The following is a 20160-nucleotide window of genomic DNA, read 5'->3' as shown; positions in this document are numbered from 1 at the left end:
TATCGAGACGTCAGGTGTTACTGAATAGGTACAAACACCGGCGCACCCTCAACCTGTACCGTGGCTAAGCGCTGCTGGTAGAGCCTTTCCAGTGCACTGGGCACCAGCATGGAGTCTCGCCGCCCCCAGCAAGCTTCACCGTTGGGATATAGCAGCAGAATGTGGTCACACCAGCGGGCGGCTAGATTTAAATCATGCAGGCACATCATTACCGCACTCCCCTGGGCGGCCTGCTCCGCCATTAGCGCCATCACCGCGCTTTGGTGATGTAAATCGAGATGGTTGGTGGGTTCGTCTGCCAGCCAAATCTTCGGCGCTTGGGTGAGTACCGTGGCCATCGCCACCCGCTGACGTTCGCCGCCGGAAAGTGTGCTCACCAAACGGTCGCGGAGGTGCGCTACATCTAACCTTTCCAGTGCCGCTTCAGCCTGCGCGTAGTCATCGGCCCCCTCCATCTGCCACAAAGAAAGGTAGGGGTGACGACCAATCAGCGCGGTTTCTAGCACCGTGGCAGGAAAGCCATCCAGGCGCTCTTGAAACACTAAGCCAAGCTCACGGGCGATATGGCGGCGGCGCAGTTGAGTAAGCGGTGATTGATTGAGCAGCACCTGCCCAGCCCGTGGGGCATTCAGCCCTGCCAGCGTGTGCAGCAGCGTGGTTTTACCTGCGCCGTTAGGGCCTAACACGCCCCAAACTTGACCCGGCTCAAGGGTAAGGTTCAGCGCCGTGCCACTTTCGCGATCGGGCACGTCGATGATGAGGTCGCGGGTAGAAAGGTCGCTCATCAGCGGCTCCGGTAGAGCAAAAACAAGAAAGTGGGCACGCCTAATAGCGCGGTAATCACGCCCACGGGCAGCTGTTCCGGTGCAATCATGGTGCGGGCGAGCGTATCCGCCAGCACCAGCAAAGTGCCCCCTGCCAGGGCGCAGGCCGGTAAAATTAAGCGCTGGTCGTTGCCTAGCAGCAGGCGCAGCAGATGCGGCACCACCAAGCCAACAAAGCCAATGCTACCTGCGGTGGTGACCGCTGCCGCCGTGAGTAGGCTGGCAACGATATAGATACCCCACTCCAGCGGGCGCACATCCACCCCCAGCGCGGCCGCCTGCTGTGGGCCGCGGGCCAGCACATTCAAGCTTCGCCCAAGCGGTACAAGCACAATGCAAATCGTTAATAAAAGCAGCAACGGTGGCCACGGGGTGCGGGCGTAGGAGAGATCGCCCATTAGCCAATACAGCATGCCCGGCAGCCGCTCGGCAGGGCTTAGCGCAAGCATCAGGGTAATCACCGCGCCCCAGCCTGCAGCCACCACCACCCCCGTCAGCAGCAGCCGTGAAGGCGTCCAGCCACCGCTGCCGTGGGCAAGGCCAAACACTAAAAACGTCGAAAACAGCGCACCGGCAAACGCCGAGCCGGAAATCAACACGCCGCCCACGCCTGCCAGCATGGCCGCCAACGCGCCAATGGATGCCCCGCCGGAAAGCCCTAACACGTAAGGGTCCGCAAGCGGGTTACGCAACAGCACCTGCATCAACGCCCCCGCCACTGCCAGAAGCCCCCCCACCGCAAAGGCGGAAAGCGCTCTGGGCAGGCGTAAATCAATCACCATGGTGCGCGCCAGTGCGTCGCCCTGCCCTTGAGCCACCGCCCAAAGTTGACCAATGGAAAGCTGCGCACTGCCCACCGCTAAGGCGAACAGCATAGCGGTCATGGCAATCAACACCAGTAGGCCAAGGGGTTGCCACAGGCGCGCGGCCACTATGAGGCCCTGCGCTTCTGGCGGGATTGTTCGAGTTTGTCACACAGAATCTGCACGCCTTCCAGCAAGCGCGGTGTGGGCCGCTGAATGAGGGAGGGCGGTACAAAATAGAGACTCTCTTCTGCAACGGCCGTGAGGTTCGAGTACTGCTCCCAGTGGGTCAGCCAGTGGTGGTTCTCTTCGCCCATGCCCCCGGCAATGATGGCTTCCGGGTTGGCGGCCAGCACGGCCTCGTCGTCCAGCCGTGGCACTAATCGCCGCTGATCGCCAAACACATTCTCGCCGCCGCACAGCTGAACTACCTGGCCAATGAGATGCTCGTCATTAACGCTCATCAATGGTTCATCCCACACTTGGTAGAATGTACGTACTGGCTCGCGTTCAGCGTAGCGTGTGGTTAATTCGGCCATCCCTGCTCTGAACTCATCGGCAACGACCTGCCCGGCGGCTTCGGTGCCCGCTAGGTGCGCTAGGCGCTCAATGGTATCGGCAACGTTTTCCACCGTGCGGGGCTCGATATAAAACACCGGCATACCCAAGGCCTCTAACGTTTCTAACTGCTCGGCGGGGTTACCGGTTACCCAGCCGATGACTAAATCGGGTGCAAGCCCCACTAGGGCTTCTAAATCAATCCGCGTATGGCTCCCCACCGACGCAACCTCTTTAGCTTCTGGGGGGTAGTCGCTGTAGCTCACCACGGCTACAACGTGATCACCTGCGCCTGCGGCGTAGGTGAGTTCCGTTGCCCCTGGGGAAAGCGTGGCAATACGCCGCGCAGCGTTGTGCAGGCATACTTCGCGGTCACGATCATCCACCACGCAGCGTGAATGGTCGTGGCCCTGGGCGGGTATGGTTATGAGCAAAAACGCGAGGCCCAAGGCCCCGCGCATCAACCTACGTTGGCTACTGGCCAAAGTGAACACTTAAGAACCCTGCTCGGCCTGCGTTGATGTAGTCAGCGCCATCAAACGAGCGCGTTGTCACATAGTCTTGATCAAGCGCGTTTTCCAGCGTGACACGGGCGCTCCACAGCGGAGCAAATTGCCACCCTGCGCGAAGATTCACCAGACCATAGCCACTCAAACGGTCTTGGTTTTGCGCATCACGGTACCGGTGATTTTGAGCTACCCAAGAGCCGCCTACCGACCACTCGCCTAGTTCACGATCCGCGTCTAAGCGAATGCTTTGAGAGGCACGGTTCTGCAAACGCTTACCAGTCAGCCGGTTTTCAGGGTCGGTGTAAGTCAGCGCAGCTGCCAGTGTCCAATCGCTGACTTCCACACCAGCGGCCAGCTCTGCTCCACGAATGCGGGTTTCAGGCACGTTAAACTGAAGCCCCTGGCCGGTTATCAAATTATCGATGTCTGTTTGGTAAAGCGCCGCATCCCAAAACCAACTGTCGAACTGGCCACGCACGCCAACTTCAACGGTTTCGGAGGTTTCTGGCTCTAAGTCGGGATTGCCAAACCCAGGCCAATAGAGTTGGTTGAACGTTGGCGCTCTGAAGGCGGTGCCGTAGCTGGCATGCAGCGTGTGCTGGGCATCCAGGTCATAACCCAGCGCCAAGCTGCCGGTCACTTCGTCACCGTAAGCCTCGTTGTCGTCGAAGCGCAGGCTGGCCTGGACAGCAACAGGGGAGAAATCGAGCAGCGCTTGGCTGAAAACAGCCTTGTTATCGCGATCCTCTATGTCATAAGGACCATCCCAAGGCTTGCTCCCTGTGGTACTACCGGCCACACTATCGTTCATATACTCCGCGCCGATTATCAGCTCATGGGCACCCGCGCTAAACGTATTCTCCCAGCGGGCCGTGCGCGTCTGCGTGTCGAGAATAGAGTCATAGGCATAGTTGTCACTCTCATCGCGTGCTTCGCTAAGTGTCAAACGGCTACGCCAATTGTCGGTAATCGGCAACTCACTATAAATACCGGCTACCTGCTGCACATAGTCCGTCGTGGCCAACGAGCCACTTTCGTCATACTCGGTGGTACCACGTGCGCGCAGCGCCAACACGCCAGCTTCAGCTCCGTTATCGAAGGTGTGAGAGACTCGCGCCAGCGCTGAAGTATTGTCGTAGCCTTTGTCGTCACCATCACGGCGCACGGGCTGCCCGTCGGTCGTAAGATGGCTGCCGGAGAAACTGTAACGAGTGCCGCCCTCTCTCCCGCTAATGCCCGCACTTAGCCGCTGGGTATTGAACGAGCCACCGCCTAAGGAGATGCGCGGCTGCGGGCCCTCTTCACGGCCTTCAGGGGTAAAGAGCTGAATCACACCGCCCATGGCATCGGCACCGTAAAGGCTGCCACGGGGGCCACGTACAATTTCAGCGCGGTCGAACATGCGTGGCTCTAAGTATTGCCAAGCGGCACCGCCAGTGGTGGCTGAACGCAGGCGAATGCCGTCAATCAGAAGTACATTTTGCGCGCTGCCAGTGCCGCGGATAAACACGCTGCTGTTTTTACCGAAGCTTCCGTCACTGGAGACATCAACTCCAGGCTGGCCACGAAATAGGTCAGTGATGCTAACAGGGTCTTGGCGGCGCAACGTGGCTTCATCCAGCACGGTGACCGATGAAAGACTCTCATTAGCCGTGCGCGGGGCTAGTGCAGCGGTAACCACGACAGGATTAAGCGAATGGGAGGAAGTTGAAGCTGCCTGCGGCTGGGTTGGCGACTGTGCTTGAACAGCCATAGGTAGCGCAGCCAGCGTAAATGCTGCCAGCGATTGGGCGTGAAGACGGTTTAACATATTGAATCCCTTGCTCACTGTGCTCACCCGCACAGCGTGTTTTTTTGACCGAGCAGGGGGAAACCAAGGGAATATGGGCAGTTTGAAAACCGCCGGCATCACCCTGAGCCGCCCTCCGCGTCTCGGTTTGAAGTGGTTCATTTAGAACCATCACTCTTAGGCCGGTCTCCGGGCTGACAAGCGAAAGGGGCAACTTTACATAAGCGCCGTGTCTTTCCGAACGACCACCTTCCCATGCATTAGCACAGTGGCGTCTTATAGCCGTTCTTATCTCGATCACCGTTGCGGGGGCAGCGTTGGATTTACACAACTCATTGACAGAGCTATGTACACCAACTTCCCGTTTAACTGATGGTGGCAGCCACCATCAGCACCTGAGAGTGCGCGTAAGCTAGCAACTTGCTGGGGGTTGGTCAATTTTACTGCCTAGCCCTTAAGCAGCTGAACTAGGCCGTGCCTCACATACCACACCTGCTCGGCTTGGGCGGCTGCATCTTGATTAAACCAGCCGTTTACATCGCGCAGGCGACGCTGTTCGGGCTGCATAGGCACAATACCTCGCCCCACTTCCGTGGTAATGACAATCAGCGACGCGCCTAGCTCGTGGGCACGCTGGCCTAGCGTGGCTAACTCGCGCTGCCACTGCGAGCGTAAGACATCGTGTTCAGTGGCGTCGAGAACGGAGGCTAGCCACTCAAGCACGCCAGTGATAACCAGCGGCTGTTCAGCTTCCAGCGCTTGATGGCAATCGCTCAAGGGGTGAGCATCATTAAGCCGCCACCAACGCGCTGCAGGAAAACGAGCAGTTACCGTGTCTCGCTTTCCTGCGCAGGCACCGCCGATGAAGAGCTGCATTGCCATTCCCCTGTTCCCAGTGCGTTTTGCTGATAAATAAGCTGCCAGCGTCGGCCTTGGGCTTGATGCACAATGCCATCCCAAAAACCAATCGTTTCAAAACGCCGGCGCAGCTCGCGAATCACACCGCCATGGGTGACGGCGAGAATCTTTTGGTGATTTCCCGCGTGTGCATTGGCGGCAAGGTCGTCGAGCCAGGCATCCAGGCGCGCTCGCAGCTGGCCGGAGGACTCACCGCCAGGAATTTGCAGCTCACCTACGCTATCAATCCAGGCGCGGTAGTGCGGAAGCGCTTTTAATTCGTCGTACACTTTGCCTTCGTAGTCACCAAAATCCAGCTCGCGCAGGCGCGGCTCCAAACTTACCGCCGTGCCCGGCGTTGCCGCCCGAGACCACGAAAGGGTTTGTTGGCAACGCTGTAAATCGCTTGAGTAGATAGCGTCAAAGCGCTCATCGGCAAGCGTATCGCGTAGTGCCAGCAGCCCTGCTTCAGCGTCAGGAAACAGCAGCGGAATATCTTGCTGGCCTTGATAGCGGCGCTCTAAATTCCAGGCGGTGATACCGTGGCGAACTGCCACCAGCTCCACACTAAGATCAATAGCCAAAGCTCTCCTCCTTCAATGGTGGCGCCAACCATATCGCCGTTAATCCCGTTAAACAGTCGCAGCATAAGCCAGCGCATTAGTACCACAAAAGCGATGGCCATTAGCCACATCAACACGACGGCAGGTGCCAACAGCGCAAGCAACGCCAGTGGCAATAGCGCAAACGCGACGTCTTGACCGCGAAGCGACTGCTGCCAGCTCCACGCCAAGCCTTTTTGCTGAGCACAGGGTGTTAGCACCAGTAACGCAACGCCTGCCCAACGCCCTAGCCCGGGCACTATCAAGAGCCACCACAAAGGCGCCTGATAGGCCACCAACGCCCACAGCAGCACCCCCTTCCAAGCGAGCAGAAATACCAGCGCCAGTATTCCAAAGCTGCCGATTTGAGGGTCTTTCATGATCTCCCAGCGACGCGCCAACGGCTGATTACTGCCTAGGGTATCGGCGATATCCATCACACCGTCTAAATGCAGCCCCCCCGAAAGCGCCACCCACACACTTAATATGGCTAGCGCAGTGATAGGTGCAGGCACGTTTTGCATAGCGAACGCTATTAGCGCCAGCACACTGCCTATCAGTAGCCCTACTAGCGGGTAGGCGCGCACGGCCCAGCGTCGGGTGTCGGGTGTCCAGGGAACGGCTATTGGAATCGGAATGCGGGTGAGAAATTGCAGCGCCAGCAAGAGACCTAATAAAGCATTTTTCACCGTGGCAGCTCCTTGTTTTGCTTCCACTCCAGTGCGCAGCCCGCGACGACTTCGAGTACGGAATCCGCCTCTGCCGCTACCCAGCAGTGAGCCCTCTGGAGAAAAGCCAGATAGCGCCAGGTTTCAGCATCGGTGGGCGGCAGCGCTTCGTTGATATCGTTAGAAACAATCACTAAATGCACGCGGCGTGCTCGGGCATCAGCAAGTGTCTCTGCCAGCAGCGCTAAACCCTCCTCTTCGCTTAGCCCGCTGGCATACAAGACCTGGCTGGCCCATAGCGTTAAGCAGTCCAGCAGTACGGCGCCTCCGCTTGGCACGTTGGCAATTGCTTGATCAACCCGTAGCGGCGCCTCTAGGGTTTTCCATTCCACACCCTGCCACTGCGCTTGCCTGGATTGACGGTGACGGGCCACTCGCTCGGCCATCTCGTCGTCGTACACATCGGCGGTGGCTAGGTAGTAACAGGGCGAGTTACTCGCAGCGCTTACTACCTGCTGCTCAGCAATCTCACTTTTGCCGGAGCGCGCCCCGCCGCTAACGAACACAATCATTGAGCACCTTTCTCAACACGCTGATCAACCGCTGATTTGCAGGGGCATCGCGCAGCGCTATTCGCAGCCATTCACCGCTGAGCCCTGAAAAATTGTGGGTGTGGCGCACCAGTACCCCGTGGCGCAGCAAACCTTCAAACAGCGCATCGCTGGTAATCTCCGACCGGCGCTGCTCAATGCCGGGGCGAATAAGAAAGAAACAAGCGTGGCTGGGCACTACGTCCAAACCTAGCTGTGTCAGCGCCTGCTCCATGGCCGGGCGCTCGCTGGTTAGCCACTGCGAGGTGGCGTTGGCGAACGCTTTGTCCGCCAGCAGCGGCGCCACCAATTCAGCCGCAAGGTGGTTAACGCTCCAGGGCGGCTGGTGAATCGCTGCCGTTTGAATCGTCGCCTCACTTCCCAACAAGTAGCCCAGCCGCAGGCCCGGCAAGGTATAAAACTTAGTCATGGAGTGCAGCAGCATCACATGCGGATAGCGCGCCAGCAAGGGTGCCAGGGAAGCCTGTTGTGTGCTGTCGCCTGCCATATCGACAAACGCCTCATCGACCACTACATGACACCCCATTGGCACCGTGCGCTCCAGTAAGGCTTCCATTGCCGAACTCTCAATAAGCGTGGCGGTAGGGTTGTTCGGGCGGCATAAAAACAGCACTTCGATGCCGTCCAGCCCTGCCATTAGCGCGTCTACCTCAAGCGTAAAGTGCGGCGGGCGCAGCGCGATTTCGCTGACGGTAAGCCGGTGGGCGCGGCAGGCGCGGGCATATTCGCCAAAGCTTGGAGTAACAATCGCCGCATGTTTGCCCGCATGCAGCGCGGCGGCCAGAAAAATAGCCTCTGCACCTCCGTTGGTTAGCAATACCTGGTCAGGCTGAAGCTGATGATGGGCGGCGATAGCCTGCCGGGCAGTGGCGTAGTCCGGCGCGGGGTAGCGCTCAAGGCCGTCCAGCTGCTTTGTTAGCCAGCCTCGCACCCAAGCGGGTGGGCCTAGTGGATTGAGGTTGGCGCTAAAGTCTTCCACCGGGTGGTCTGCGGGCAAACCAAAATGCGCTAGCAATGTTTCAGCCTGACCGCCATGCGCGGGCCATGGCGAGCTGATAGATGAAGAGTTGGCCCATGCAAGACCAGGCGCACTCATAACAGCCCTCGAAGAGTAAGCACCAGCACAGTGACGCCAACCGCTAGCAGCATAAACAGCAGCCATGCGCCGTGCATTAAACGTACGGTGGCAGTGATATGCGCTAAGCGCAGCGGCTCAAGGGGTTCACCTAGCGTGGCGCGGTGGGACGCCACGCCCTGGTAGAAATTGGTGCCACCTAACCGCACGCCGAGCAAACGGGCCACCATGGCTTCTGGCCAACCGGCATTGGGGCTTGGGTGGCGCGGCGCATCGCGGCGGGTGCCCTGCATCGCACCCTTCCAGCGTAGGGGTAAAACACCCGAAATACTCAATAGCAGGCCAGCGACCCATAGGCACAACGCGGTTAAGCGCGCGGGAATCCAGTTAGCCACATCGTCCAGCTTGGCAGAGGCAAAGCCAAAATCGCCATAGCGTTGGTTTTTGTAGCCGACCATTGAATCCAGGGTATTCACCGCCTTGTACGCCAGCGCCAGCGGTGCCCCACCGATAAGCGCAAAAAACAGCGGCGCGGTGATGCCATCGACGGTATTTTCCGCCACGGTTTCCACTGTTCCCCGGGTGATTTCCGCTTCATCTAAGCTTTGGGTATCGCGCCCTACAATCATTCCCAGTGCTTGGCCTGCAGCGGGCAAGTCGCCTTTGCTAAGCGGCTCTACCACTGCGCGGGCCGCATCTCCCAGGCCTTTAATCGCCAGCGTCGTGGAAAGCAGCCAAAGTTCGGCAAGCAACGCCAACCCAGGGTGCAGCCTGGCTAACAATACGAGAAGTAACCAGCTAGAAAACCATACACCGCCGACCATCGAAACGGTTAAGAAGGCGCCGCTTAACCTGCGCTGCTGCGCCGTGCCTCGGTTCCAAAGCCGCTCATACCAGCTGATCGCCCGCCCCATCAGCACCACCGGGTGCGGCAACGTGCGCGGGTCGCCAACGATCAAGTCAATAACAATCGCAATGGCAACCAGCCCAACGGTTGAGAGTAATAACAGCGTTAGCACGCTGACGCCCTCTTTTGTGAAAGTGACAGCGACCCCAACGTTGCTTGGTAAACCGCCTGGCCCAGCGCTCGCCCAAGCGGGGTGCCAGATCCGGCATAAGGAGTGGCGTCGCCACGCTGGGTTGCCGCAATGGAGATGCAATCGGTAGAAGTGCCGGTAGCGGGCGTACCGCTGTAAGGATCTGTTACCCCGACCTGCCGGAGCGCCTGCACTTTTGCTTCCGTTACCGACAAACAAGCGTTGACTAACGCGCCATCGGTTAACTGAGCATCTAAGAACGCAAATGTATTGATGGTGCCAACCTTTGGCGCGGCGCGTAGCGCCAAGCGGGGGTCGTCTTGGCTTGGAACGCTAATATCAACGGCATTGCCCACCCCCGCCGTCACCAGCGCCATCACGCCATGGGGTAAGTTACCCAGCGGCAAACTAACTATACAGGCACTGTTTAGCTGAACGGCAGTCATCATGGCTACCGATGTTAGCGGTAAGCCTTGGGCCAATAACCACTGCGCTAAATCTTCGTTTGGCGAGTGGCCATCGTAGTGCTTATCAACGTGGAAATTCGCAAAATGACGCACCCTGCCAAAGCCCTCTCCCACTAACGCACTGCTAAGCACACGCAGCGGCATCGCAGAGGTGATCGCTAGGCAGTGCTCGCTGCGGGCAAGCAATAAAGGCTGGCCAAACGGCAGCGTTTCCAAACGGCTCACTGCGCCGCTTTGTTGCTAACGCCCGCATCGGCAAAAGAGGCCATTTCGCTGAGCATGGCGGCTGCCGCCTGCAGTAGCGGAAAAGCCAGCGCCGCGCCGCTCCCTTCACCAAGGCGCATGCCTAGTGAGAGCAGTGGTTTAGCGTCAAGTGCTTCTAGCGCTGTGGCGTGGCCTGGCTCGTGTGAACGGTGACCAAAGATCAGGTAATCGCGCACTAATGGGCAGAGGCGGCAAGCCGTGAGTGCTGCCACCGTGGCAATAAAGCCATCCACAATCGCGGGGGTGCGATGCGCTGCTGAGGCGAGGTAAGCGCCTGTCATTGCGGCAATCTCAAGGCCGCCCAATTTGGCGAGTACGTCTAGAGGGTCGTCGGCGTTGGCTTGGCGGGCGCTTAGCGCGCGCTCAATCACCGCGACTTTATGCGCTAACTGAGCGCTATTAATGCCGCTGCCGGCCCCGACCACGTGGGCAACGGGTGCGCCGGTCAAGGCCGATAGCATGGCACTACTGGCAGTGGTATTGGCAATCCCCATTTCGCCCACAATCATGCAGCGTGCCCCTGCCTTTTTTGCGCGCTCAACGGCCGCTATGCCATGCTCAATCGCCGCTAAGGCCTGATCGGCGTGCATGGCATCTTCCACCACCATGTTAGCCGTGCCCGCCCGCACTTTCGCCTGGGTAATGCCAGACAGCGTTAACGTAGATGCGACGCCCACATCGACGATTTCCACATCAGCGCCAATTTGTCGCGCAAATACATTAATGGCAGCGCCCCCCTGGGTAAAGTTGGCCACCATTTGCGCGGTGACTTCCTGGGGAAAGGCTGAAACACCCTCGCTGGCCACCCCGTGGTCGGCGGCAAACACCACAATGCGCGGCGGCGTCACGCTGGGTTTAGCCATGCCGGTGATGGCGCTCAATTGAATCGCCAAGGCTTCTAGCTCACCTAAGCTGCCAGGAGGCTTGGTCAGCGTATCTAGGTATGCGCGCGTGTGTTCAGCAGCATCACGGTTAATGGGTTCTATTTGCTTAACGATGGGGTGCATAGCGGCTCCAGAACAACAAAACGGCCCCAGTTACCAAAGAGTAAAAGATCAGCCGTTTAAGGACGCCGAATAGTAACAAAACTGAACCATTTTGGTGGTTTGATTGTTGAGCCTTACTGGTCGGCCTGCCATCCACCCCCTAGCGTTTTAAATAGTGTGGCTGCCGCGGCTAACTGCTCACGCCTTACATCGGCTTGTTCCAGGCGCGCGGAAAGCAAGTTACGCTCGGCATCTAAGCGTTCAAGCTGACTCACCTGGCCCTGCTCATACATCAATACGGCAAGGTCACGGGCGCGCTGTACTGCGCCCATCTGTTCTTCCACCGCTGTGGCCCGTTGGGAGGTAAACTCATAGCTGTATAGAGCGTCACGCACTTCATTAAAGGCCGTCAATACGGTTAGGCGATACTGCCCTTCAGCCTGTTCAACCCGAGCTTCAGCGCCTTCAACACCCGCACGGGTGCGGCCAAAATCAAACAGCGGGCCCATAACAGAAGCACCGCCCCCCCAAGTTCGCGCTGCATCGCTAAATAGATCACCACCACTTGCCGCACTTGTGCCAATAAAAGAGGTTAAGTTAAGCGATGGCAGGCGGTTTGCTTCAGCGACACCTACCTGGGCCGTTGCTGCGATGAGCGACGCTTCAGCCGAGCGAATATCGGGCCGACGCTGAAGTAGCTCAGAGGGCATCACTTGGGGAATTCTTTCCGGATGGGCGATTTCCGCAAGCTGGGTATCACCAGTATCCAGCGCGCTGATTAGTTCTTGGGGCGACATGCCCACTAAAACGCCTAACGCCCCGCGCAACGCCTCCACTTGCCTGGCTAATGCGGGCCGCTCTACGCGCAGTCCCTGTAGCTCGGCTTCTGCTCGCCGAACGTCCAGCTCGCTAATATCGCCATGCTCAAAACGCAGGCGCTGTAAACGATAGGTCTCTTCATAAGAGGCGATGGTTTCATCGAGTAGCTGGCGCTGCGCCTCAGCGCTCTTTAGATTGAAATACGTCGTCACCACATCGCCAATGACACCTATTTCTGCCGCATCTCGGGCAAACTGGCTTTGTTGAAGGGCTGCGGTGGCCGCCTCTCGCTCGTTAGCTAAACGCCCCCACAAATCAATCTCGTACTCTAGGCTAGCGGCTAGCGAGTATTGATTGTTAGTGGAGGTAATTAAATCTTGAATAGGTTCAAAATCAATGGGGAATGCTGCCCCAGGCGTGCGCTCTCGTGTAGCTTCCGCTTGAAAGCCTACGGTCGGAAACTGATCCGCATCTGCAAACCCTAACTGGGCGCGGGCTTCTTGAATGCGCGCCAATTGGATGGTGAGCTCTAGATTATCGTGTGTGGCCCGCGACACTAACTGGTTCAGCGCCGGGTCGTTAAACTGGCGCCACCAGTTGCGCCAATCATCCCGCTCCGTTTGGCTTAAGGTGATGTGCTCAGGCCAGGTATCGGGTAGCGCGATCTCCGGTGCCTGATACTCAGGCCCGAGCGCGCAGCCGCTTAGAATCAGCGCTAACGCCACCCCTAACCAACTGCGCTTTTGGCTACCCTTGCTGGGTGTCGCTTTTGAGATACGTTTTTGCATACTCCGCTGCACGCTCGCCATCCTTAGTGTTAATCATCGTTTTTTTGCATTGGGCTAGTTTAAACTGTGCCGTTTTCAGCGGTCACGTACAGCAAAAAACCAAACGTCTGTTCGAATGTGTTAAGAGTACCTATTATAGTGGGTAGTTTAAACAAGCCGTGGGCTGAAGACCCAGATATCATTAACCCACATTACGACATACCAATGATTAATCGCCTGCAGGGAGGCATTGAATGAGGCCCAACGTATTATGGATAGTATTAATAGCAGCGGTACTGCTTGTCGGCTGCTCCAACGATGAAGCGCCTCCAGAGCCTCCCGTGCAAGTCATTAAGCTGCTTGAAACCGATCAACAGGACTTTTTCCCTAGTCGGCGTTTTATTGGGCGCGTAGAAGCCAAAAGCACCGTTAACCTCGCCTTCCGTGTCGGCGGTCGGATAGAAACCTTTCCTGCCGTCCAAGGAACGACAATTCCCCGCGGTGAACTCATTGCTCAGCTAGACCCTACCGACTACGCATTGCAAGTACGCAGCGCTGAGGCAGAAGTGGAACAAGCGCGTAAGCACCTTAATCGACAGCGCAACCTGTATTCGCACAATGCGGTGTCTGAAACAGTGCTGGACGCAGCACGTGCCGATGCGGAGTTAGCCGAAACGCAGCTGGAAAATGCTAAGCAACAGCTGGCCTACACCACGCTAAATGCGCCTTTTGATGCGCTAGTTACTCGACGCCTGGTAGAAAACCACACGACCGTGCCACCCAACGCAGAGGTGGTACGTATTCAGGACATTTCCGAGCTACGTGTCCGTATCAATGTGCCTGAAGCGCTAATGCAGCACTTGGAGTCAGGTAGCGCCTTCAATATCGAAGCAGAAATTGCCACCTTGCCAGGCGAGCGGATTCCGCTGGTTTATCGTGAACACGTCACTGAACCTGATGTGGTCGCACAAACTTATCAAGTTGAGTTTGCCCCTGCTGACGGCGTTTCACCTATCGCTCTTCCGGGCACCACCGCCACTGTTATTATTGAGTTAGAGGAGGCGCTAACGACCTCCGTGGTCGCAGTACCGAGCAGCGCGCTGGACCACACCGAAGAGGGCGTCTTTAGAGTCTGGGTATATGATCCAGAGACAGGTACAGTTTCCCCCCAGCAAGTCGTCGTGGGTGAAGTTACCAATGACCTTGTGATTATTGTTGCAGGCCTTGCGCCGGGCGTGCCAATAGCAGCCACTGGTGTGCAGTTACTGCGCGACGGCATGCGTGTAAAACCGCTCGAAGCTGCGCTTTAGGAGGCCTTATGAATATCGCTAAGCTGTCCATTGAACGGCCTTTAAACACGTGGCTTATCGTCTTAATTTGCTTTTTTGGTGGCCTGTGGGGCTATAACACCGTCGGCAAACTCGAAGACCCCTCCTTTACCATCCCTAACGCTATTATTAATACGCCCTATCCTGGCGCTACCGCCGCCGAAGTGGAAGATGAGGTTACCGAGCGCCTTGAACGAGCTATCCAGGAAATGGAGCAGATTGACATTATCGAGTCGAAGTCACTGCCTGGACGCTCGGAAATCAAAGTAGAAGTGCACTCTAGCTACCATAGCAATCAGCTACCGCAAATTTGGGATGAGCTGCGTAATAAGATCAACGACGCCCAAGCTGACCTCCCAAGCGGTGTGCTCGGCTCACAAATAAATGACGATTTTGGTGAGGTTTACGGGCTATTTTATGCGGTAACTGCTGATGGTTTTACTACCCGCGAAATTCGCGATATATCAACCTTTTTACAGCGAGAACTGCTAGCTGTACCCGGCGTTGCTAGAGTCACCACCGCTGGCGAGCGTGAAGAAACGATTTACATCGATATATCAAATGAACGCCTCAACACCCTTGGCATTCCAATTGAACAGGTGATCAATACGATTCAAACGGAAAACTCCGTAGAACATGCAGGAAGCCTACGCATTGGCGACCGCCAAGTGCGCTTGGTGGCGCGCAGTGATATTGATAGCACCGCGTTAATGGAAGCCATACGCATAGGCCGCCCTGGTACAACAGAGCAAATCTCGTTAGTCGATATTGCCGACATTTATCGCCAACCAAGCGAACTGCCCAGGCACCTCATTCGCTACAACGGCCAAAGCGCGTTCACTATCGGCATTGCAGGTCTGGCCAACGCAAACATTATTGAAGTAGGTGAAGCCGTTGAAGCTCGCATGGAGGAGCTTAAGAGCAGAATCCCGCTTGGTGTAGAGCTTCACCCCCTTTACGAGCAGCATCATGTGGTTAACGATGCCATTAACGACTTCTTGCTCAACCTGTTGATGTCGGTGGCCATTGTCATTGGCGTGCTGTGTCTCGTCATGGGATGGCGGGTTGGCGTGGTGGTCGGCAGCACCCTGCTGCTTACCGTGCTAGGTACGCTGCTGTTTATGGGCCTGTTGGGCATCGATATGGAGCGGGTGTCACTCGGCGCGTTAATTATTGCCATGGGGATGCTGGTCGATAACTCCATCGTGGTTGCCGAGGGCATGGTCAGCAACATCAAGCGAGGCGAGCGCGCCAAAGAAGCCGCCAGCAAAGCCGCTAACCGTACTCAGCTACCGCTTTTAGGGGCAACGGTGATTGGCATTATGGCGTTTGCTGGCATAGGGCTATCAGACGACGTGACCGGTGAATTTCTTTTCTCACTGTTCATCGTTATTCTAGTTTCTCTGTTATTAAGCTGGCTACTTGCCATTACGGTTACGCCGCTATTTGGCTATTACCTACTGCGCAAAGAAGAAACAAACTCTGACAACGAAGCGAGCCAACAAGAGGACAGCAGTGACGAGGACCCTAGCAAAAGAGAGCTCTATGGCGGCTTGCTTTATCGGGCATACCGAAGGTTGCTCATACTTGCGCTGCGTTTACGCATTATCACGGTCTCTATATTGGTAGTGGTAACGGCTGTTTGTATATGGGCCTTTACGCATCTACCCCAGTCGTTCTTTCCACAGTCAACAACGCCGCTATTTTTAGTCAATGTTGAACTTCCTCAAGGCAGTGATATTCGTGCAACCGCCAATCATGCAGAAGAAATCGAAGCCTATATATTAGAGCAGGAAGGCGTCTCTTCAGTGGCTAGCTTTATTGGTCAGGGCGCAACCCGCTTCATGCTTACGTATGCCCCAGAACTGCCAAATTCCGCTTATATACAGTTGATGGTGCGTACCGAAGACATAGACGTTATACCGGATCTTGATCGCCAGTTTTACCGTGAACTCAACGAAGCGTTTCCTGATGCCCAGGTACGCACGCAGCGCTTACAGTTTGGCCCGGGCGATGGCGCGGATATCGAGGCTCGCTTTCAAGGGCCTTCGCCAAAAATATTGCGCGAGTTAGCAGCAGAGGCCGAACGTCGTATAGCTGCTAGCCCCTACCTAATCGACCCCAGGCATAATTGGCGCCAACAAGAAATGGTGGTAGTACCACACATTAACGAAGAGCGTGCTCGCATTGCGGGCGTATCTCGGGAAGATATTGCACAAGCGCTACAATTTGCCTCATCAGGTGCGCGTGCTGGCACTTACCGTGAAGGCGAACACTTACTGCCTATCGTTGTTCGGCCACCCTTACCCGAACGCGACGACGTAGCGCTACTTCAAGACCGTAATGTGTGGAGCGCCGCTCAACAGCGTTTTATCCCGCTTAGCCAAGTGGTGACCTCCTTTGAGTTACAAAGCGAAGAGGCACTGATACAGCGGCGCAACCGGATCCGCACTTTAACCGTTGGCGCAGACCCAGCAGAAGGCTACACGGCAGCGCAAGCCTTCGATGCCATTCGAGGGGAAATCGAGTCAATTGCCCTGCCACCCGGCTATCGGTTGGAGTGGGGTGGAGAGCATGAAGATTCTGGCGAAGCCCAGGAAGGGTTAGCGCGGCAGCTACCGATAAGTCTGCTAGTAATGCTACTCATCTCAATTCTGCTGTTTGGCAAACTAAAACAACCGCTTATTGTCTGGCTAGTAGTACCAATGTCAGTATGTGGCGTGGTGATCGGCCTGCTGGTCTCGGGCTTACCATTCTCTTTCACAGCGCTTTTGGGCATGCTGAGCCTATCTGGCATGCTAATGAAAAACGCCATTGTGTTAGTGGACGAAATAGATGGGCAGATCAATGAAGGCAAAGCGCGCTTCACTGCGCTGATAGATGCCAGTATCAGCCGTTTACGCCCCGTGTTCCTTGCCGCAGGCACCACTATTTTAGGTATGCTGCCACTGCTTGTAGATGCATTTTTCAACAATATGGCCGTCACTATTATGGGGGGCTTGGCGTTCGCCTCGTTACTTACCCTAGTGGCGGTTCCTACTCTTTATGCCATGCTGTTCAGCATAAAAAGCGACGAAGTAGAGAGCTAAACCACTAAGATGGCCCGCCTAAGCGACGTAAGTGGCTAGGCTGGCCTTTTGCTACCCCTGCCAACAATATGGTAATAAAACTACAATAATGGCTTTTTTTACCTTAAAATATCTCTTAAAGGCTGTTAAATATGTAAGATAACTACAAATCCAGTTTGTCGCCCCCACAGCGCAGAGGTCAATATGCCTGGTTCAACTCCACTTAGCTCAGCACCCGCCACCTTAAATGAGACCGTTGCCGAGGTTACCCAACGCATTCGTGAGCGCTCTGCCGAGCGGCGTGCCCTCTACGAGCGCCGCATGGCCGACCAGCACAAGCGCGGTGTTCACCGCTCTGAGCTCTCCTGCGGCAATCTGGCCCATGGTTTTGCTGCCTGTAGCGCCCAGGAGAAAGACTCCCTGAAGCTGATGAACAGCGCCAACCTGGGGATTATTTCTTCATACAACGACATGTTGTCGGCCCACCAGCCGTTTGAAACCTTCCCGGAAACCATCAAAGCGGCCGCCCGAGCCATGGGTTCTACTGCCCAGTTTGCCGGTGGCGTGCCCGCTATGTGCGACGGCGTAACTCAAGGCCAACCGGGCATGGAACTCTCGCTGTTTTCTCGGGACTTGATCGCCATGGCCGCGGCCGTGGGGCTTTCTCACAATATGTTCGATGCCGCCATTTATCTCGGCGTGTGCGATAAAATTGTGCCTGGCCTATTTATCAGCGCCGCCCGCTTTGGCCATCTGCCCGCCATGTTCGTACCCGCAGGCCCCATGCCCAGCGGCTTGCCCAACAAAGAGAAAGCGCGCATTCGCCAGCTCTACGCCGAAGGCAAAGTAGGCCGCGAGGAGCTGCTGCAGGCGGAGTCCGACTCCTACCACAGCCCTGGCACCTGCACCTTCTACGGCACCGCTAACTCCAACCAGCTAATGATGGAAGTGATGGGCCTGCACCTGCCGGGCACCTCGTTTGTGAACCCCGGCACGGAAATGCGCGAAGCGCTGACCCGCTACGCCACCGAGCAAACCATCCGCAACACCGAACTCGGCGGCGAGTATCGCCCGTTCTACAAGCAGATCGACGAGCGCGCCATTGTGAACGCCGTGGTTGGCCTGCTGGCATCTGGCGGCTCTACCAACCACACCCTTCACCTGATTGCCATGGCGGCAGCGGCGGGTATTACGCTCAACTGGGACGACTTCACAGACCTTTCAGCGGTAACGCCCAGCATCATGAAGGTCTACCCTAACGGTCAGGCGGATATTAACCACTTCCAGGCAGCGGGCGGCATGAGCTACCTGTTCCGCGAGCTACTGGGCGCGGGCCTGCTCCATGGCGACATCCCCACCGTGTTTGGCACCGACCTCACCGCCTACACCCAAGAGCCCTTCCTGGAAGATGGCAAAGTGGTATGGCGTGAAGGCCCGGAAAACAGCCTGGACGAAGAAGTGCTGCGCCCGGTCGCTGCGCCCTTCGCTGCCACGGGCGGCCTCACCGTGATGAAAGGCAACCTGGGCCGTGGCGTGATCAAGGTTTCGGCGGTAGCCGAAGAGCACCGCGTGGTAGAAGCGCCGGTGAAGATCTTTGAAGACCAGAACGAAATGAAAGCGGCGTTTGAGTCGGGCGACCTGGACCGCGACGTGATTGTAGTGGTTCGCTTCCAAGGCCCCAAAGCCAACGGCATGCCCGAGTTGCACAAGCTGACGCCGTTCCTGGGCGTACTTCAGGACCGTGGCTTCAAGGTCGCACTTGTTACCGATGGCCGTATGTCTGGTGCGTCGGGTAAAGTGCCCGCCTCTATCCACATGAGCCCGGAAGCGCTGGACGGCGGCCCGCTGGCCAAACTGCGCGATGGTGACGTGGTTCGCCTGGATGCCAACACCGGCACCCTGGAAGCCAAAGTGGATGCGGCGACCTGGGCCGACAGAGAGCGCGTGGTGGCGAACCTAGACCACTACCACGTTGGCCTGGGCCGTGAGCTGTTCTCGGGCTTCCGCCACCTGGCGATGCGCGGTGAAGAGGGTGCAGGCTCGTTGGGCGGCTTCGAAGCCGACGACCTCGCCCGCCAAGAAGGCCAGATTTTGCAAGAGGACGCCTGATGCGACCGGCACTGATCGGCGATATCGGCGGCACGAATGCTCGCCTGGCGTTGGTCACGCCGGGCGGAGTCACGCCCCACGATATTCTGAATCTGCCCTGCGCCGACTACCCCGGCGTCATTGAAGCGATTCAGGACTACCTTGCCCGTGTAGGCGCAACGGGCGATAACGCCCCGCAAGAAGCCTGCTTGGCATTTGCCTGCCCGGTTCACGCCGAGCGGGTAAAGATGACCAACAACCATTGGGACTTTATGAAAAGCGACGTTCAGCAGGCGCTGAATTTATCGCTATTTAAAGTCATCAATGACTTCACCGCCCAAGCGCTGGGCGTGCCCCACGTGGGCGAAGACAACCTCGTGGAAGTGCAGCCTGGGGCTGCCCAGTCACACTCGACGCGTTTGGTTATTGGCCCCGGCACCGGTCTAGGCGTGGCCGGGGTATTCCCTGGCCAGCACGCCTGGATTCCGCTGCCCACCGAAGGCGGCCACGTCACTTTTGCGCCCACCGATACCACCGAGCGGGCGCTGCTGGATGTATTTCTAAAGCGCTACCAGCGGGTGAGTGTGGAACGCATTCTGTGTGGCCATGGGTTGTTAGAGCTGTACCAAGCCCACTGCACGTTAGAAGGCCAAGTGCCGCGCTGCGAGACGCCTGCAGAAGTTACCCAAGCGGCTAACCAGGGCGACGCCATTGCCACCGCCACCCTGCTGCGCTTTCTGAAAATTCTCGGTGACGTATGCGGCGATGCCACGCTGACCATGGGCGCACGCGGCGGCGTCTACCTCTGCGGCGGCATTCTGCCCCGCCTATTGGAGTGGCTGCCCAAGTGCGAACTGCGCGCAAGCTTTGTTAACAAAGGGCGCATGGGCGCGTACAACGCCGATATCCCGGTGTGGATTGTGACCCACCCCTGGACCGGCCTGCTGGGCGCCGCCGAAGCGCTGCATAATGAAGAAGTCTTTTAACGAATTGGAACACG

Annotated in this window: 17 protein-coding genes and 1 riboswitch; of the genes, 4 read left to right on the top strand and 13 right to left on the bottom strand. The window is 57.2% G+C overall.

What is annotated here, in order from left to right:
- Positions 1-17: 17 nt before the first annotated feature.
- From MOY_RS11150 to MOY_RS11090, 13 genes are all read right to left on the bottom strand, one after another.
- The gene (locus MOY_RS11150) at positions 18-785 is read right to left on the bottom strand and encodes an ABC transporter ATP-binding protein (protein ID WP_009099719.1); all 768 of its coding nucleotides are present in this window, start codon (positions 783-785) and stop codon (positions 18-20) included.
- Positions 785-1708, bottom strand: a complete 924-nt coding sequence (locus MOY_RS11145; protein WP_105208937.1) for a FecCD family ABC transporter permease — start codon at positions 1706-1708, stop codon at positions 785-787. The genes MOY_RS11150 and MOY_RS11145 overlap by 1 nt, the downstream gene beginning before the upstream one ends.
- 47 nt (positions 1709-1755) lie before the next feature.
- The gene (locus MOY_RS11140) at positions 1756-2646 is read right to left on the bottom strand and encodes a cobalamin-binding protein (RefSeq protein ID WP_009099714.1); all 891 of its coding nucleotides are present in this window, start codon (positions 2644-2646) and stop codon (positions 1756-1758) included.
- Positions 2647-2659: 13 nt separating this feature from the next.
- A complete protein-coding gene (locus MOY_RS11135; protein WP_009099713.1) occupies positions 2660-4504 on the bottom strand; it encodes a TonB-dependent receptor domain-containing protein in 1845 nt (614 codons plus the stop codon).
- Between the two features lie 142 nt (positions 4505-4646).
- Positions 4647-4897, bottom strand: a riboswitch (cobalamin riboswitch).
- A 33-nt stretch (positions 4898-4930) separates the two neighbouring features.
- A complete protein-coding gene (locus MOY_RS11130; protein ID WP_009099711.1) occupies positions 4931-5359 on the bottom strand; it encodes a bifunctional adenosylcobinamide kinase/adenosylcobinamide-phosphate guanylyltransferase in 429 nt (142 codons plus the stop codon).
- Positions 5311-5964 carry a histidine phosphatase family protein gene (locus MOY_RS11125; RefSeq protein ID WP_035540603.1) on the bottom strand — a complete coding sequence of 218 codons (654 nt, stop codon included), beginning with the start codon at positions 5962-5964 and terminating at the stop codon, positions 5311-5313. The genes MOY_RS11130 and MOY_RS11125 overlap by 49 nt, the downstream gene beginning before the upstream one ends.
- Positions 5901-6671: an adenosylcobinamide-GDP ribazoletransferase gene (cobS, locus tag MOY_RS11120; protein ID WP_009099706.1), complete on the bottom strand. Its 771-nt coding sequence runs from the start codon at positions 6669-6671 to the stop codon at positions 5901-5903. Before cobS ends, MOY_RS11125 begins: the two co-directional genes overlap by 64 nt.
- Complete coding sequence (locus tag MOY_RS11115; RefSeq protein WP_009099704.1) at positions 6668-7222, bottom strand: bifunctional adenosylcobinamide kinase/adenosylcobinamide-phosphate guanylyltransferase; 555 nt, start codon at positions 7220-7222, stop codon at positions 6668-6670. The genes cobS and MOY_RS11115 overlap by 4 nt, the downstream gene beginning before the upstream one ends.
- A complete protein-coding gene (cobD, locus tag MOY_RS11110) occupies positions 7206-8357 on the bottom strand; it encodes a threonine-phosphate decarboxylase CobD (RefSeq protein ID WP_009099702.1) in 1152 nt (383 codons plus the stop codon). Before cobD ends, MOY_RS11115 begins: the two co-directional genes overlap by 17 nt.
- Positions 8354-9355, bottom strand: a complete 1002-nt coding sequence (gene cbiB, locus MOY_RS11105; RefSeq protein WP_009099698.1) for an adenosylcobinamide-phosphate synthase CbiB — start codon at positions 9353-9355, stop codon at positions 8354-8356. Before cbiB ends, cobD begins: the two co-directional genes overlap by 4 nt.
- On the bottom strand, positions 9349-10065 hold the full coding sequence (locus tag MOY_RS11100; protein ID WP_009099696.1) for an adenosylcobinamide amidohydrolase: 717 nt from the start codon (positions 10063-10065) through the stop codon (positions 9349-9351). The genes cbiB and MOY_RS11100 overlap by 7 nt, the downstream gene beginning before the upstream one ends.
- The gene (gene cobT / locus MOY_RS11095) at positions 10062-11111 is read right to left on the bottom strand and encodes a nicotinate-nucleotide--dimethylbenzimidazole phosphoribosyltransferase (protein WP_009099693.1); all 1050 of its coding nucleotides are present in this window, start codon (positions 11109-11111) and stop codon (positions 10062-10064) included. The genes MOY_RS11100 and cobT overlap by 4 nt, the downstream gene beginning before the upstream one ends.
- A 113-nt stretch (positions 11112-11224) precedes the next feature.
- Complete coding sequence (locus tag MOY_RS11090; RefSeq protein ID WP_235803694.1) at positions 11225-12709, bottom strand: efflux transporter outer membrane subunit; 1485 nt, start codon at positions 12707-12709, stop codon at positions 11225-11227.
- Between the two features lie 221 nt (positions 12710-12930).
- On the opposite strand from MOY_RS11090, the gene MOY_RS11085 reads away from it, so the two are divergent.
- From MOY_RS11085 to glk, 4 genes are all read left to right on the top strand, one after another.
- Complete coding sequence (locus MOY_RS11085) at positions 12931-13986, top strand: efflux RND transporter periplasmic adaptor subunit (RefSeq protein ID WP_009099689.1); 1056 nt, start codon at positions 12931-12933, stop codon at positions 13984-13986.
- Between the two features lie 8 nt (positions 13987-13994).
- Entirely contained in the window at positions 13995-17093 is a 3099-nt protein-coding gene (locus MOY_RS11080; protein ID WP_009099687.1) for an efflux RND transporter permease subunit, read from the top strand.
- A 183-nt stretch (positions 17094-17276) separates the two neighbouring features.
- Complete coding sequence (gene edd, locus MOY_RS11075) at positions 17277-19181, top strand: phosphogluconate dehydratase (RefSeq protein ID WP_009099685.1); 1905 nt, start codon at positions 17277-17279, stop codon at positions 19179-19181.
- Complete coding sequence (gene glk / locus MOY_RS11070) at positions 19181-20146, top strand: glucokinase (protein ID WP_009099683.1); 966 nt, start codon at positions 19181-19183, stop codon at positions 20144-20146. Before edd ends, glk begins: the two co-directional genes overlap by 1 nt.
- The last annotated feature ends 14 nt before the right edge of the window (positions 20147-20160 follow it).

The organism is Halomonas sp. GFAJ-1, from assembly GCF_000236625.2.
In the GTDB taxonomy this organism is placed as follows: Bacteria; Pseudomonadota; Gammaproteobacteria; order Pseudomonadales; family Halomonadaceae; genus Vreelandella.
The sequence above is the reverse complement of the archived record's forward strand: the minus strand, read 5'-3'. Positions and strand labels throughout refer to the sequence as shown.

Coding starts and splice junctions, on each gene's coding strand:
- MOY_RS11135 (WP_009099713.1), bottom strand. CDS start 4,504: ATGTTAAACCGTCTTCACGCCCAATCGCTGGCAGCATTTACGCTGGCT.
- edd (WP_009099685.1), top strand. CDS start 17,277: ATGCCTGGTTCAACTCCACTTAGCTCAGCACCCGCCACCTTAAATGAG.
- MOY_RS11080 (WP_009099687.1), top strand. CDS start 13,995: ATGAATATCGCTAAGCTGTCCATTGAACGGCCTTTAAACACGTGGCTT.
- cobT (WP_009099693.1), bottom strand. CDS start 11,111: ATGCACCCCATCGTTAAGCAAATAGAACCCATTAACCGTGATGCTGCT.
- glk (WP_009099683.1), top strand. CDS start 19,181: ATGCGACCGGCACTGATCGGCGATATCGGCGGCACGAATGCTCGCCTG.
- MOY_RS11085 (WP_009099689.1), top strand. CDS start 12,931: ATGAGGCCCAACGTATTATGGATAGTATTAATAGCAGCGGTACTGCTT.
- MOY_RS11140 (WP_009099714.1), bottom strand. CDS start 2,646: ATGCGCGGGGCCTTGGGCCTCGCGTTTTTGCTCATAACCATACCCGCC.
- MOY_RS11145 (WP_105208937.1), bottom strand. CDS start 1,708: ATGACCGCTATGCTGTTCGCCTTAGCGGTGGGCAGTGCGCAGCTTTCC.
- MOY_RS11150 (WP_009099719.1), bottom strand. CDS start 785: ATGAGCGACCTTTCTACCCGCGACCTCATCATCGACGTGCCCGATCGC.
- MOY_RS11115 (WP_009099704.1), bottom strand. CDS start 7,222: ATGATTGTGTTCGTTAGCGGCGGGGCGCGCTCCGGCAAAAGTGAGATT.
- MOY_RS11130 (WP_009099711.1), bottom strand. CDS start 5,359: ATGCAGCTCTTCATCGGCGGTGCCTGCGCAGGAAAGCGAGACACGGTA.
- cobD (WP_009099702.1), bottom strand. CDS start 8,357: ATGAGTGCGCCTGGTCTTGCATGGGCCAACTCTTCATCTATCAGCTCG.